Annotated in this window: 14 protein-coding genes and 1 riboswitch; of the genes, 2 read left to right on the top strand and 12 right to left on the bottom strand. The window is 63.4% G+C overall.

All coding sequences use genetic code 11. The features are described 5' to 3' along the window. Nucleotides 1-58: 58 nt before the first annotated feature. The 11 genes from A3AU_RS0122775 to A3AU_RS0122725 form a co-directional block, all read right to left on the bottom strand. A complete protein-coding gene (locus tag A3AU_RS0122775; RefSeq protein ID WP_027054931.1) occupies nucleotides 59-1,591 on the bottom strand; it encodes a DHA2 family efflux MFS transporter permease subunit in 1,533 nt (510 codons plus the stop codon). A 306-nt stretch (nucleotides 1,592-1,897) separates the two neighbouring features. After that, complete coding sequence (locus tag A3AU_RS0122770) at nucleotides 1,898-3,076, bottom strand: HlyD family secretion protein (RefSeq protein ID WP_027054930.1); 1,179 nt, start codon at nucleotides 3,074-3,076, stop codon at nucleotides 1,898-1,900. Then, complete coding sequence (locus A3AU_RS0122765; RefSeq protein WP_027054929.1) at nucleotides 3,073-3,552, bottom strand: MarR family winged helix-turn-helix transcriptional regulator; 480 nt, start codon at nucleotides 3,550-3,552, stop codon at nucleotides 3,073-3,075. Before A3AU_RS0122765 ends, A3AU_RS0122770 begins: the two co-directional genes overlap by 4 nt. A gap of 138 nt (nucleotides 3,553-3,690) precedes the next feature. Further along, entirely contained in the window at nucleotides 3,691-4,740 is a 1,050-nt protein-coding gene (locus A3AU_RS0122760; protein WP_027054928.1) for a FecCD family ABC transporter permease, read from the bottom strand. Further along, nucleotides 4,740-5,687 carry an ABC transporter substrate-binding protein gene (locus A3AU_RS0122755; RefSeq protein WP_027054927.1) on the bottom strand — a complete coding sequence of 316 codons (948 nt, stop codon included), beginning with the start codon at nucleotides 5,685-5,687 and terminating at the stop codon, nucleotides 4,740-4,742. The genes A3AU_RS0122760 and A3AU_RS0122755 overlap by 1 nt, the downstream gene beginning before the upstream one ends. A 61-nt stretch (nucleotides 5,688-5,748) precedes the next feature. Next, nucleotides 5,749-6,537 (bottom strand): ABC transporter ATP-binding protein, encoded by a 789-nt coding sequence (locus tag A3AU_RS0122750; RefSeq protein WP_027054926.1) that lies wholly within the window; start codon nucleotides 6,535-6,537, stop codon nucleotides 5,749-5,751. Beyond that, entirely contained in the window at nucleotides 6,534-6,932 is a 399-nt protein-coding gene (locus A3AU_RS0122745; protein WP_032917946.1) for a DUF1636 family protein, read from the bottom strand. The genes A3AU_RS0122750 and A3AU_RS0122745 overlap by 4 nt, the downstream gene beginning before the upstream one ends. Before the next feature lie 92 nt (nucleotides 6,933-7,024). Then, nucleotides 7,025-7,229: riboswitch (cobalamin riboswitch) on the bottom strand. 373 nt (nucleotides 7,230-7,602) lie between these two features. Continuing rightward, nucleotides 7,603-8,571 (bottom strand): substrate-binding domain-containing protein, encoded by a 969-nt coding sequence (locus A3AU_RS0122740; protein ID WP_027054924.1) that lies wholly within the window; start codon nucleotides 8,569-8,571, stop codon nucleotides 7,603-7,605. Nucleotides 8,572-8,698: 127 nt separating this feature from the next. Next, the gene (locus tag A3AU_RS0122735) at nucleotides 8,699-9,748 is read right to left on the bottom strand and encodes an ABC transporter permease (RefSeq protein ID WP_027054923.1); all 1,050 of its coding nucleotides are present in this window, start codon (nucleotides 9,746-9,748) and stop codon (nucleotides 8,699-8,701) included. Further along, nucleotides 9,748-11,265, bottom strand: coding sequence for a sugar ABC transporter ATP-binding protein (locus tag A3AU_RS0122730; protein ID WP_027054922.1), 1,518 nt, complete (start codon nucleotides 11,263-11,265; stop codon nucleotides 9,748-9,750). Before A3AU_RS0122730 ends, A3AU_RS0122735 begins: the two co-directional genes overlap by 1 nt. After that, on the bottom strand, nucleotides 11,262-12,260 hold the full coding sequence (locus A3AU_RS0122725; RefSeq protein WP_027054921.1) for a LacI family DNA-binding transcriptional regulator: 999 nt from the start codon (nucleotides 12,258-12,260) through the stop codon (nucleotides 11,262-11,264). The genes A3AU_RS0122730 and A3AU_RS0122725 overlap by 4 nt, the downstream gene beginning before the upstream one ends. A gap of 209 nt (nucleotides 12,261-12,469) precedes the next feature. Between A3AU_RS0122725 and A3AU_RS0122720 the strand changes: the two genes are divergently transcribed. After that, a complete protein-coding gene (locus A3AU_RS0122720) occupies nucleotides 12,470-13,303 on the top strand; it encodes an AraC family transcriptional regulator (RefSeq protein ID WP_027054920.1) in 834 nt (277 codons plus the stop codon). Nucleotides 13,304-13,338: 35 nt separating this feature from the next. On the opposite strand, the gene A3AU_RS0122715 is transcribed toward A3AU_RS0122720, so the two are convergent. Further along, nucleotides 13,339-14,274, bottom strand: a complete 936-nt coding sequence (locus A3AU_RS0122715) for a bifunctional helix-turn-helix transcriptional regulator/GNAT family N-acetyltransferase (RefSeq protein ID WP_027054919.1) — start codon at nucleotides 14,272-14,274, stop codon at nucleotides 13,339-13,341. A gap of 296 nt (nucleotides 14,275-14,570) precedes the next feature. On the opposite strand from A3AU_RS0122715, the gene A3AU_RS0122710 reads away from it, so the two are divergent. Then, a partial coding sequence (locus A3AU_RS0122710) for a transposase (RefSeq protein WP_027053407.1) occupies nucleotides 14,571-14,798 on the top strand: 228 nt, incomplete at its 3' end.

Raw genomic sequence — 14,798 nt, 5'->3', positions numbered from 1 at the left:
CCGCTCGTCACCTGGATTCTCGCGTCCTGCCACGGAGACTCAAGCGCCACCGCGGCCCCTAGTCCATATGCGCTGCGGGCGCGCCACCGGCTGGGGCCCGCGCCGGCTTGCGCAGCAGGAACACGAACGGAATGGCGAGCAGCGTCATCATCATCAGTATTTTGAAGTCGTTGACGTAGGAGATCATCATCGCCTGGAGATTGACCATGCGGTCGACCTCCGACAGCGCCATCGGATTGCCGCCCGCGGCCGCCGGCGAGACCGCCCAGAGATTGGGATTGAACGGGTTGATGAAGGCTGAAAGCTCGGCGTGGTTGATCTGCGTGTTGCGCACCAGGAGCACCGTGACCACAGATACGCCGATCGACGAGCCCAGATTGCGCACCAGGCTGAACAACGAGGTTGCATCGGTGCGGTAGCGTGCGTCGAGCGTGGCGAAGGCAACCGTGGACAGCGGCACGAACACCATTCCCATGCCCAGGCCCTGGATGACGCCGGAGCTGAGGATCAGCCAGTTATCCATCTGCGGGGTGAAGCTGGCCATGGTGTAGAGCGACTGCGCGGTCAGCAGAAAGCCGATGACGACCAGAATTCGGGCGTCGATCTTGCCCATGAGCCGACCGACGACGAGCATCGAAATCATCGTGCCTACACCGCGCGGGCCTATGACGATGCCGATGGTGACAGTCGGATAGCCGAAAATGGTCGACAGCATTGGCGGCAGCAGCGACATCGAGGCCAGGATAAGCACACCCATGACGAAGATGAATGCCAGGCCGGTCACGAAGTTTCGGTCGCGGAATATCTTGGGGTCGATAAAGGGATGTTCCGCCGTCACCGTGTGAATGATGAACACCCAGAAGCCGGTGATGGCCAAGCCGAGTTCGATCCAGATCTCGACCGAGGAAAACCAGTCGACCTCGCCGCCGCGGTCTAGCAGCAGCTGCAGCGCGCCGACGCCGAGCGATATCATGGCAAAGCCGAAGAAATCGAAGCTGCGCACACGGCGGGCAACAACCGGCAGATAGGCGGCCATGCCAAGGAAGGCGACGATGCCGACGGGCAGGTTGATGAAAAACACCCAGCGCCAGTTGAAGTTGTCGGTCAGCCAGCCGCCCAGCGTCGGACCCAGGATCGGTCCCAGCATGATGCCGGCGCCCCAGATGGCCATGGCCTGGCCGTGACGCTCCTTGGGATTGATGTCGAGCAGGAAGGTCTGCGACAGCGGCACGATCGCGGCGCCGAACACGCCTTGCATCAGCCGGAACAGCACAATGGTTTCAAGGCTCCATGCCAGGCCGCACAGCATGGAGAAGATGGTGAAGCCGACCACAGCCATCAGGAACAATTCCTTGCGGCCGAAGCGGTCGGCGAGCCAGCCGGTGACCGGCGTCATGATGGCGGCGGCGACGATGTAGGAAGTCAGCACCCAGTTGATGTTGTCCGGAGAGGCGCCGAGATCGCCTGCCATGGTCGGCAGGGCGACGTTGGCGATGGTCGTGTCGAGCGCCTGCATGACCGTCGCCAGCATGAGCGCAACCGTGATCAGGCCGCGATGCGGCACTTCTCGAAATGATTCTGGCGTGCTCATGATGCGGAACTTCCAGCAGGTAACAAAAACGTGTACACGGGGTTTCCGGGCGGCAACGCCTTCCGTCGAGAGACCCTCGTCGCGGTGGGACGCGATTATCGATGTGGGGGTTACATCGATTGAAAGTCTCTATTCTAGCGGAGGCCTGCCGCCCGGAAACATGAGGACCAACGGGTCCGTGTCGAAGATTTCAGATTTCGGCCAAGCCACTAGGCAGCCCGAACCGAGCGCTGATCCTTCCCACTCCTCCCATCAGACCAATCCTGAACTCCACTTCCACCCGCTGGTCCGCGGGCTTTTGCTGACTTACTGCGGGGCCTCGCCAGCCGTGGCGTGACCGAATATGGCGGGAAAACCACGTGCAACGCCGGTATCGACGGAGACGCTGGCGCTCATGCCGGTGCGCAGCGCCATCCTGGCGTCGGGATCGGTCAGTTCCAGGCGCACCGGGATGCGCTGCGTGACCTTGACCCAGTTGCCGGTCGCGTTCTGAGCCGGCAGCAGCGAGAATTCAGCACCCGTTCCGGCCCCGATCGCCTTGACCGTCGCCTCGAAGGTCCTGCCCGGATAGGTATCGACGACAATTTCGGCCTTCTGGCCCGGCCGCATATTGGTGAGCTGGGTTTCCTTGAAATTGGCATCGATCCAGGTGTCGCCGGTTTCGACCAGCGAAAACAGCGGCGTGCCGGAACCGACATACTGGCCGACCTTGAAGGACGAGGCCTGAGAGATCACGCCGTCGGCCGGCGCCTTGACCGTGGTCTGAGCTAGGTCGTAGGCGGCCTTGTCGCGTGCCGCGAGCGCTGACATCACGGTTGGATGCTTGTCGGTTTCGATGTCGGGATTGCCGCCGAGCGCGGCCTTGGCGCTGATGATGCCTTGACCGGCAACGGCAAGCTGCTGCTTTGCCTTGTCGAGATCGTTGCGTGCCTGATCCAAAGAGGATTTGGCGTTGATGCCCTTCTGCGCGAGATCGGCGGCTCGGTCATATTGCGACTGGGCATAGTCGACCTCGCTGCTGGCGGATTTCTCCTGCGCCATCGACTGGCTGTAGGCAGCGCGCAGCTGCTCGACGTTGAGGCGTGCGGCGGCAACCGCGGCGTCGGCCTGGGCAAGCGCGATCCGGTAAGGCTCGGGGTCGATGGCGAACAGGAGATCGCCCTGCTTGACCACCTGATTGTCCGCTATGGCGACCTGAACGATGCGGCCGGCCGTGTCCGAGGCGATCGACACCTTGGCCTGCTGCAGATTGGCGTTCTCCGTCTCCTGATAGCGCCCGCCGGTCACCCAGACATAGCCGCCACCGATGATCAGCGCCGCCGGCAAGGCAAACATCAAAAGGAAGCGGCCCAAGGGGCGCTTCTTCTTCGGCGCCGATACCGGCTCCAGGGGAGGAGCGACCGCAACGGGAGCAGCAGCCGGCTGTGCCGGCGCTTCCATTTCAACCTCGGGTGCGCTTTTGTTGACCTTTGCTACCGCGTTCATGCTGCCGCGCCTTCCGCATTCTTGATCTTTTCAAGCGACGAAGCTTCGCCGTCGGCCAGATTCTTCACGATCACGTCGAGCGCCCTGATCAGGACGCGGCGGTCCTCCGGCGAAACGCCGATAAGCGATTCCTCATAGACTTCGCCAGCGAGGCTCTTGACCTCGGCGTAGGCGGCGCTGGCCTTGGCGGTCGGGAAAATCATGCGCACGCGGCGGTCGGCGGCGTCGGCGCGGCGCTCGATCCAGCCGCCTTCCTCCATCCGGTCGACAAGGCGCGAAACGCTGATCGGCTCGATTTCGAGCAATTCGGCGAGGCGGGCCTGGGTAACACCCTCCTCCTTGGCGACGCGCACCATCAGGCGCCATTGCGCGGACGAGAGGCCAAGCCCGCTGGCGCGCGTCTCGAAGCGCTTGCGCAGCAGACGTTGCACGTCGTGGATCAAAAATCCCAGTCTGTCTATGCCGTCAGAAACCATGAGCGATAGATATAATAAGCGTGCTTACTATTCAAGATGTCTCGTTGCGGGAGGATCCGCCAGATGCGCGTGACGGTGGTCCAACGTGATCGTGGTTAGCGATCGATGAACGTCGCAAGACGGCAGAACCAGCCATCTTCACAGGCGATTTCGCACAACCAGCGTGACGACGAAGAAGGCGCCGAGCGAACTGGTGATGATGCCGATCGGCAGTTCCTGAGGCGGCAGCAAGGTCCGCGCCAGAAGGTCGCTTGCCAGCAGGAGCACCGCGCCGAACAGCGCACAGCTCGCAATCAGGCGCAGATGCAGGGGACCGGCCAATGGCCGCGACAGATGCGGGATCATCAGCCCGACAAAGCCGATGACGCCGGCGACCGAGACGAGAATTGCCGTCGAGAAGGCGGCGACGAGAAAGGTCATCCTGCGCATCCGCGCCACCGGCACGCCAAGGCTCTCGGCGGCACTTTCACCGGCCAGGAAGGCGTCCAGCCTGCGATGGTTCCACAATCCGTACGCGGCAATCGTGCCGGCGCCAACGGCGCCGAGCCACACATTGTCCCAACGCGCCAGACCGAGCCCGCCCATCGTCCAGAACAGCACCGAATGGGCCGCACGCTGGTCGCCGGCAAAGACCAGATAGTTGGTCAAGGCGGTGAACAGGAAGGAGACGGCAAGCCCGGCGAGGATCAGCCGTTCCGGCCCCTGCCCCCTCACCCGCGCGACCAGCAGCAGGACGATGCAGGCGGCCAGTATGCCGCCGGTGAAGGCCGCGACCGGCAAGGTCCAGATACCGAAACTGTCGCCAAAGACGGTGATGACGGAGACAGCCCCCGCGGCCGCGCCCGACGACAGGCCGAACAGGAAGGGATCGGCGAGATCGTTGCGGGTCACCGTCTGCAACAGGGCACCCGTGATGCCAAGGCCGCCGCCGACGCAGACCGCCAGGATCGTGCGCGGCAGCCTGAGATCGACGACGATCTTGCCGACCGGGCCCGACACCTGGCGCTCGTTCAGCCCGACGACATGGCCAAGCGAGGCGATGACGTCGGTCAGCGGGATCAGCGTCGAACCATAGGCGATCGACAGCAACACGAGGGCGACGACCGCCACCATGCCCGACACTATCGCCACCGCGAATGCCTTGTGTCCTGAAAGCGCACCGGGTTTATGCACCGAGGCCAGAAGCATCAGAACGCTTCCGGATGCATCGCCCTGGCGATCTTTTCGATCGCCTCGATGTTTGGCGGCCCGGGCGTCAGTTCGGCATAGCGGAGCGCGACGAAGCGCTCGTTCTTGACCGCGTCCGTCTCTTTCATGGCCGGATGGACCTTAAGGAAATCGAGCAGTTTCTTGTAGCCGTCGCCATCCTGGTAATCGAGCAGGATGAGGAATTGCGGATTGCGCGACGCCACGGTTTCCCAATCCGTATTGCCCCAGCTCGTTTCCATGTCGGCCATGATGTTGTCGCCGCCGGCAGCAGCTATCATGGCGCTCGGGATGGCGAATTTTCCTGATGTGAACGGCTTGTCCTCGCCGGAATCATAGAGGAAAACGCGCGTCCCCCTGGCGCTGCCGACTTTCGCTGTGATGCCGGCCAATTGTGCCTTCCAGCCGGAGACGAGCCTTTCCGCGTCCGCCTCCTTGCCGAAGATCTTGCCCAGCTTTTCGACGTCGCCATACAGAAGGTCCATGGAGGCGGCCGGGCGGTTCTTGTCGAGATGGATGCAGCTTTCGGACAGCACTAGCGTCTTGATCCCGTACGGGGCGAGCGTGTCGGGGGTCACGTCGCCGCCGGGCTTCATGCCATAGTACCAGCCGGCGAAGAAGAAATCGGGCTCGACCGCGACGAGATTCTCAAGCGTCGGGTATTTTGGCGCCAGCTCGGGGATCGAGCCCTGCTCGGCCTTGAATTCGGGGCCGACCTTGTACCATCCGGTGATACCGGTCAGGCCCACGATCGACGGCTGCAGCTTCAGCGCGAAGGCCATCTCGGCCATATTTAGGTCATGGATGACGGCGCGCTTGGGCGGAGCCTCGAAGGTCAGCGGTTTGCCGCAGCTGTCGACGGTGACCGGGAAAGCAAAGGCTGCCGAGGCCAGCAGCGAGAAGACGAGCGACAGTGCGAGACGTTTCACAGGTTTTGCTCCTTGGTTGAACGATGTCGAATGAAGGAAGGGTTCGATCAAGAAAGCTCGATCAGGAAGGCGGCGCGGCGCGGTTCGGGACATCGAAGACCGTGAGTTCCCGGTCCTCGGTGGGGTGACGCAGGCGAAACACGTCGACGCCGAAAATCTCGCGGATCAACTGTTGGGTCAGCGCTTCGCGCGGCGCGGCGAGCGCTTGCAGACGGGCATGGTTCAATACCGCCACCCTGGTGGCGAACGGTGCGACAAGGGCCAGATCGTGCAGGACCGCGATGACCGTCATGCCGAAGCCAGCCACGAGTTCGAGCAGCTCGGCGCGGGCACGTGGGTCGAGATGGTTGGTCGGCTCGTCGAGGAACAGCACTTTCGGCTGCTGTGCGATGGCGCGCGCCAACTGGGCGCGTTGGCGTTCGCCGCCCGACAGCGAACCGATGGTGCGGCCAAGCAGCGGCAACAGGCCGGTCCGGCGCAGCGCGTCGACGACGATATCGCGCTCCTCGCTCCTGCGCCTCAAGCCGGCATGCGGAACGCGGCCAAGCTCGACATAGTCGATCACCGCCAGCCGCGGATCCGGCTGGTCGGTCTGGCCGACGACGGCAATGCACAAAGCCCGCTCGGCGGTCGAGATCCTGTCCAGGCGTCGCCCGCCAAGCTTCACCTCGCCCGAACTTGGCCTGAGCATACCCGACAGCATGCGCAGCAGTGTGGTCTTGCCGGCGCCATTGGGACCGATGATGGCAAGACGATCGCCTGACGCCACCGACAGGCTGACCGCATGGACCAAGTCCCGGCCATTCGCGATCGCGCAGAGGTCGCGGGATTCGAGGAGTGCAGTTGTCATCGACGGTCACCTGCAAGCTTGCCCGGCGCCGGGATGCGGGCCAGCGTCTTGCCGGCCAGCCGCGGCGGACGTTGCCCGGAATTGCACCAGCCGTCGGCGAGCGAGGCGTAGAGCCTGGCAAATCGCACCAGATCGCCGGCGTCGGCTTCGGCGTCGATGGACCCGAAAAGATAAGACGCCTTGCCCGGCGCCTGGAATGCCACCGTCAGCGGCCGCGCGCAGCCCGCCATGCATTCGACGCCTTCGATCGTGAAGCCATACGCCAAGGCGGGCTCGTGGCGGGCCGAAAACCGGGACCGCAAATCGGCGCACACGCTTGCGCCCGACTTGATGCCGGTCGGGATGTCACGGCAAAGCGTGCACACGATGATGCGATGATCGATGGCGCCGTCCAACTTTCCGTCACTTTCCAAAACTGGCGACGGAAGGATGTTGGCGAGCCGGCCGACAAGACCGACGTCCACGTCTCCTCCCGGCACACCCCGTCCGGTCAACTCAGTGATGGCAGGTCTCCTGGCTCGCGGGTCTCAGCGCAATCCTGCCTTCCCAGCCTTGCCGGCCAGTGGCATGTCGGATCTTGCTCACCGCTTACAGTTGCGGGGGCAGCCACGGTCTCGATCCCTCGGGGTCTCACCGTGTTCCCTTTTCACCCCGTGCCTTTCGGCGCGGGGACCATCACCCGAGCATCGTAGATTTCCGCAGATCGCGCCGCAACGGTTTTCTGGTCCGACCCTCAACACGTCCGCAAGATCCGCAAATTTTGTTATAGTATAACATACCAACACAAGCGACGGTGTCAATCCCGGCATCGCAGCCGGTCATCGAAACATCGGCAAATTTTAAGAAAACGGATCGGGATTTCGGAGCTCGAAAGGCCGAAGCTGCCAGGGTGGATCGGCCGGATGCATCTCCCGCAGGCCGTAAAACTCGACAGTGCCGCCCCAAAGCAGCGGCGTGCCGCGCTTTCATGTGATGCGGACTTTCGGCGCCGCCAGCGGCTGCTCAGTGATGGGCGGAGTTCGAGTGAACCCCGCCCTGAATCGCATAGCTGAAAGGCAGCCGCGCCTACTTGCCTGACAGCTGCTTGGCGTTTTCAGGCGTGATCGCAGTGGTGTCGACGGTGACCGTCGGCTCCACCGACGAGGCGCAATCGAGCAGAATCTTCTTCGACATCTCGATCGCTTCCTTGGCACCGGTCGGATAGGTGAAGGTCGCCGCCCAGTCACCTTTTGCAACAGCCTCGATGCCGCCGGCCGGCCCCGGCAGGCCGTCTGTGCCGATGATCTTTACCTGCTTGCCCGCCCCCTTGGCGGCAAGCAGCGCGCCTGCCGCCATCATGTCGTTCGAGGCGTAGAGCACCTTGATATCAGGATGCGCCTGGAGCATCGCCGAGAAGGCGGTCTGGGCTTTATCCGGCACCCAGTCGGCAGCCTGCTCGGCCACCACCTGTATCTTGGCATTTTCCTTGACGCCGTCCTTGAAGCCGTTCAGCCGCTCGACTGCCGGGGTGGAACTCGGCAACCCTTCCAACACGGCTGCTTCGCCACCTTCGGGCAGCAAGGTCTTGGCGGTATATTTGCCTGCCTCGAGCGCGATCTTGTAATTGTCGCCGCCGATGAAGGCAGTGTAGTCCTTGCCGGGATCGCCAACGGTCTTGCGGTCGAGTTCGATGACCGGAATGCCGGCATCCATGGCGCGCTTCACAGCCGGCGTCAGCGGCGCTGCCTCGAAGGGCGAGATCAGCAGGATGTCGACCTTCTGGGTGATGAAATTGTCGACCTGCGAGGTCTGCGTGTTGACGTTGCCGGCGCCGTCGGCGATCTGCAGCGTGAAGCCGGGCACTTCCTTCGCCGCCGCGGTCAGCTCGTCATTGACGTGCTGGCGGTAGGGTTCGGCATTGTTGGCCTGCGAGAAGCCGATGATGAACTGGCCGTCCTTGGCGCAGGCTTTCACCAGTGGCTCGGCGGCATAGGCAGTGCCGGCAACGCACAGGCACGAGCCTGCCAGAAGCACGCTTCTGAAAATCGTTTTCATTACTCACTCTCCTCCTCGTCTGGCCGGGGGCCGGACATTTGGTTGACGTCAACGTTGCCGTCTCTCCTCCTGTTTGTTGATGCATGTCGTTGTCGCAAAACCGATTTCACTTTTTGCGCGGCATGCATCAACGGCCCAAACCCTCGCGGCGGCGAACGAGGGATTGAAGCACTGCCGCCAGAACGATGATCGCGGCTGTCGCGAGCAGTTGCATGGCGGGCGTGATGTTGTTGAGCTGCAGGATGTTGGCGAGCGCGCCCAGCATGATGGTGCCGGCAACGGTGCCGACCATCGAGCCGGCGCCGCCGAACAGGCTGGTGCCACCAATGACCACGGCGGCGATTGCCGTCAGCTCATAGCCCATGCCGTCATTGGCGCTGCCGAAATTGAACTGGCCGGCATGCACGATGCCTGCCAGCGCCGCGGCAAAGCCGGTGATGGCATAGACCGATATCTTCACCATGGAGACGGGCACGCCGGAGATGCGTGCGGCGCGCTCATTGCCGCCGACGGCGAAAACGTAGCGGCCGAAGCGCGTGGTGTTGAGCACGATGGTGGCGATGGCAGCAAAGACGACGAAGACCAGGGTCGCCACCGGCACGGTGTTGTTGAACAGCCGCTCGCCGAGCACCGCGAACACCGGCGGCGCCAGGCCCGGCCCCTCGCCATAGGAAATGTTGATGTATTGGTTGCCGGAGACGACCAGCGCCAGACCGCGCGCCGCCTGCAGGCCGGCCAGCGTGACGATGAACGGTTCCAGCCTGAAACGAGTCGAAATAGTGCCCTGGATGGCGCCAAAGACGATGCCCATGACGAGCACCGCGAGGATGGTCGGGATGAGGCCGAAGCCGCCCGAAATCATCATCGATGCGGTGACGACGCTGGAGAGGCCAAGCACCGCGCCGACCGACAGATCGATGCCGGCGGTGATGATGACGAAGGTCATGCCGATGGCGATGATCCCGGTCTCCGACACGGCGCGCACGATGTTGGCGATGTTGTCGGGGTTGAGGAACAGGATCTCTCCATGGCGGCGCGGCGAGAAGATGATGCCGCCGATCGCCACCACGACGAGACCGATCAGGCTCTGGAAGCGCACCACCAGAGCCAGCGGATCGCGACGCACGGGTGCTGCGGCCACCGGGCCGCTTGCCTCCGAAATCTTCTGTTCAGACATCAGGCCTCCCTGCCATTTGCCGCGGCCAGCACGGTGTGCTCGTCGACGCCGCCGATGAATTCCGCCACATTGCGCCCCTGGCGCAGCACAACGATCCGGTCGCACAGGCCGATCAGTTCCGGCATCTCGCTGGAGGCGACAAGGATGCCGAGCCCTTGCGCCGCCAGTTGCCGCAGCCGCGCATAGATTTCGCCCTTGGCGCCGACATCGACGCCGCGCGTCGGCTCGTCGAGCAGCAGCAGCCTTGGATTGCCAAGGATTTCCTTGGCCAGCACCACCTTCTGCTGGTTGCCTCCGGAGAGCGCTCCCACCGCTATGTCCGGGTTCTTCGGCCGGATGTCGAACTGGCCAAACGATTGCTTGATCGCATCCGCCTGCCGGCTCGCCGACATCAGCCCGGCGGGCGAGATGCGTCGGATGACAGACATAACGAGGTTGAGGCCGACCGCCATTCTGAGCATCAGGCCGCTGCCACGACGGTCATCGGTGACGAAGGCGATACCGGCGTCGCGCGCGGCGCCGATCGAGGACAACTTGACCGGTTTCCCGTCAACCGCGACGCCGCCTTCCCAACGGCCGGCGAGCCCGGTGCCGTAGAGAGCGGACAGCAGTTCGGTGCGCCCCGCCCCCATGATGCCGGCGAGCCCGACGATCTCGCCTGCCCTGACCTCCAGCGAGATGCCGCTCGGCGGCTGCCAGCCGGCGCTTTCCCGGGCGAGCCTGAAGCTAGCATCTTTCAGGCTGAGCAATGTCCGGCCGGCGCTTTGCGCCCGCTGCGGATAAAGCTCGTCCAACGGCCGACCGACCAGGAGGCGGACCAGTTCTGACTGCGGCGCGTTCGGTTCGGTGACGCCGGCGACCCGGCCGTCGCGCATGACAGTCACGCGGTCGGCGATCTCGGGCACTTCCTCCAGCCGGTGCGAGATGTAGACGATGCCGACGCCGGTCGCGGCGAGCTTGCGCATGATGTCGAACAGCCGCTCGACCTCGCCGACAGTCAGGGCAGCCGTCGGCTCGTCCATGATCAGCACGCGCGACGCATAGGATAGCGCCTTGACGATCGCCACCACCTGGCGCTGGCCGATCGAGAGGTCGGCGACCAGCCGTGCCGGATCGATGGCGAGTTCAATCGCTTCAAGCCGTTTCTTCGCCTCGCGGCGCATGGCCGGCACGTCGAGCAGCCCGCCCGGTCGCATCAGTTCGCGTCCGAGAAAGAGGTTTGCCGCGACGTCGAGCGACGGCACGAGGTCGAGTTCCTGGAAGATGGTGGCGATACCGGCCGCCTGCGCTTCGCGCGGATTGTTGAAGGTGACCGGCTTGCCGTCGATGCGGATCTCCCCCTCGTCCGGCGTGTAGACACCCGACAACAGGTTCATCAGCGTCGACTTGCCGGCGCCGTTCTCGCCGAGCAGCGCGTGAACCTCGCCGGCCTTCAGATCGAAGTCGACGCCACGCAGCGCCTGCACGCCGCCAAAGCGCTTGACCGCGCCGGTAACCGAAAGCAGGGGCGCGCTCATGCCGGCCTCGCACAGGATTGACGCACCTGGAGCCGTGCCTTGAGCCGAACGGCGTGAGGTTCGGCGTGGCTGGAGGCGATGCGGGCGCTGAGCAGCGCCGCCGCCTGGCGACCGATCTCGGTGCAGGGCTGCTCGACGAGCGTCAGCCTCGGTTCGAAACAGTCCGCCCATTCAAAATCATCGAAGCCGACCAGCGACAGGTCGCGCGGGATCGAAAGACCCCTTTGGCTGACGGCGCGGACTGCCCCAATGGTGGCCATGTTGTTGCCCGTAACCAGTGCGGTGGGCGGAGCGGCCAACGACAGGATCGCATGCGTCGATGCTGTGGCGCTCGCCGTGTCGACGTTGTCCGGCGAGACATAGTGCGGCAAGCATTCAAGTCCATTGGCCAGGAGAGAGTTGCGAAACGCCTCGATGCGTTCGCGCGTGGTGGCAAGACCCGGCTGGCCGGCAATGTAACCGATGCGCTTGTGGCCGAAGGACGCGACATGGTCGATCAGCGCATGCATCGCCGTCTCGTTCTCGACGCCGATCTGGTCGAAGCGGTCGTCGGCGAAACGGTCGATCAGGACACAGGGCAGTTTCTTGTCGGCGAGATAGTCGATCGCGCGCTGCGGTGCGCCTGACGGCGCCAGGATCACCCCGTCGACACGGCGCTGATGGAAGGCGCGCACCACCTGCAGCTCGCGGTCCGGATCTTCCTGCGTATCGGAGAGGAACACCATCAGCCCGAGCCGCGCGCATTCGGCTTCGACGGCGCAGATGATGTCGGTGAAATAGGGATTGGAGATCGCCGAGATGGCAAGGCCGACGCTGTTGGTCGAGGCGACTTTAAGCGACCGCGCCAGTTCATTGGGCTGATAGCCCATGGCCGCGATCACATCATTTATGAGCTGTGCCTTCTCCGGCGAGACAAAGCGGGTGCGGTTGATGACATGCGAGACGGTCGAAACCGACACGCCGGCGCGACGCGCGACCTCAGCCATTGTCGGCATGGCGACTCAAATCGACTGCTGGCAAGCGCTCCTCCCAGATGACGCGTTCCCGGTCCGCTCTATCGGCGTTGGCAGATTCCATACCGGCATCGAAACGTTTGCGCAATCGCTTCGATGGTTGTTTCCGTTCGATTTTGCGTGCTGCGCAATTTCGATCAAACTGGCGTTGCTACGAGGCGCCAGAGTGAGGAGCCAAATGCGAGGAACCCATGAACCCGACCGAGAAAGCTCTGTGGTTCGTTGAAAGCCATCTGCCGGATGCGATTTCGCTCGACGATGTCGCGCAAAGCAGCGGCGTCTCACGCTTCCATGTGACGCGGGCTTTCGGCGCCGCCACCGGCCGCTCGGTCATGGGCTATATGCGGGCACGCCGCTTGAGTGAAGCGGCGCGCAAGCTGGCCGGCGGCGCGCCCGACATCCTCGCGGTGGCGCTCGAGGCCGGCTACAACTCGCACGAGGCTTTCACCCGTGCCTTCCGCGACCAGTTCGGCACCACGCCGGAACTGGTGCGCGCGCAAGGCTCGACAAAGACACTCGATCTCGTGGAGCCAATTCTGATGGACCAGTCCCTTCTCGCCAATCTCGAACCACCGCGCTTCGAAACCACCCGACCCTTCCTCGTCGCGGGGCTGGGCGAGCGCTACAGCTGCGAAACCAGCGCCGCCATTCCCATGCAGTGGCAGCGCTTTGGCCCCTATATCGGCAACATTCCAGGCGAGACCGGCGACGTCGCCTATGGTGTCTGCGCCAACGGCGACGATGCCGGCAATTTCGACTACATCGCCGGCGTCGAGGTTTCGGACTTTTCCGACCTTCCCAACGAATTCAGCTTTGTGCGCATACCGGCGCAGAAATATGCATTGTTTGCGCATCGCGAGCACATCTCCACCATCCGCCGCAGCGTCAACACGATCTGGAACAAATGGCTGCCGGCCTCCGGCCACGAGATAGCCGACGCACCTAACTTCGAACGCTACGGCCCAGAATTCGATCCGCGCAGCGGCAATGGCGGGCTGGAGATCTGGATCCCGGTGAAGGGCTGAACGCGTCTCCCTCCCCACTGTGGAAGAAGGGAAGACTAAAGCTTCAGATCCCAGGTCTGGCCAACCAGATCCTTGCCGAAGGAATGGTGAGGCTCTTCCTCGATCAGTTCGAAGCCGGCCGCCTGGTAGATGTGCCGGGCGGCGGCCAGGATATCGTTGGTCCACAAGGTCAGCGTCTTGTAACCCTTCGCGCGGGCAAAGCCGATGCATTCCTCGACCAGCCGCTTGCCGATGCCGAGGCCGCGCGCCGAAGGCTCGACATAGAGCAGCCTGAGCTTGGCCACCTCGGGCGATTTGCGCACGACGAAGACCGAACCGACGACCTCGCCATCGCGCTCGGCGATCCAGCTGCGCTCCCATTTCGGGTCGAAGGATTTGACGAACGCCGCGAGGATCTCGGCGACCAGCGCCTCATAGGTTCCGTCCCAGCCATAATCCTGCGTATAAAGCATGCCCTGGCGGCGCGTGACCCAGCCGATGTCGCCGACCTGCAGCGGCCTCAGGATGTAAGGCGCCTTGGTCCCCGGCTTGTCGCCAAGCAGGTCCTGCACGGTGCGCATGGCCTTGACCAGCCGGTCTTGGTCGGCGGGCGCCAGGCGATCGAGCAGCGCCCGCACCTGATCGTGCGAATCCTGGTTGAGCGGCGCGAAGGCCTCGCTGCCCGTCGGCGTCAGAGCAATCGAGGCGCGACGCGCATCGGCCTCGCTGGCGGCGCGCTCGACAAGGCCACGCTCCTCGAATTTCTTCAACAGACGGCTGACATAACCGGGGTCGAGACCGAGATCGCGTACAAGGTCGCTGGCGACCAGCCCATCGCGATGGGCAAGCTCATAAAGCACCCGAGCCTCGGTCAGCGAGAACGGGCTCTTCAGCAGCCCCTCGTCGAGCAGACCGATCTGGCGGGTATAGAAACGGTTGAAGGCGCGCACCGCGTCGATGCGATCCTTGCCGGGGTGATTGTGGACGGTCATGGCATTCTCTCCTGTCTCCGCAGGATCGATCACTTAGTTGACTGAGTCAATAAAATGGTGAAGGCCAGGCATCTCACAACTTCGTCATTCTAGGGCGGAGCAAGGAGCAAAGCGACGCGCGCAGACCCTAGAATCCATGCCGAAACCTAAGAGCGGCGCAACGGTGCGGACAGGATACCCTCTTCTGCACCGTATTCGTTCTACGGCAGGCCGAACGGCATGGATTCTAGAGCGCGTACTCAACCCTTGCATGACTTTCGAAGCAGTGATTCAACGCCTTTGATTTGGAGGCGATGATGGCACGCTACGATCTAAGCGAAACGGAATGGCAAATCGTGGAGCCGCTTTTGCCGCCGCACGGCTTGGGCAAGAAGCGGGTCGATGATCGACGTGTGGTGAACGGCATATTTTATGTTTTGAGGACTGGCTCGCCTTGGCGCGATCTGCCCGAACGATATGGCCCCTACACCACGGTCTACAATCGCTTCAACCGCTGGGCTAAAAGAGGTGTCTGGTTGACGATG

Origin of the sequence: Mesorhizobium erdmanii USDA 3471, assembly GCF_000472705.1 — a bacterium.
GTDB lineage: Bacteria > Pseudomonadota > Alphaproteobacteria > Rhizobiales > Rhizobiaceae > Mesorhizobium > Mesorhizobium erdmanii.
Note: the sequence above shows the minus strand (reverse complement) of the source record. Positions and strands in the feature narration are given on the sequence as shown.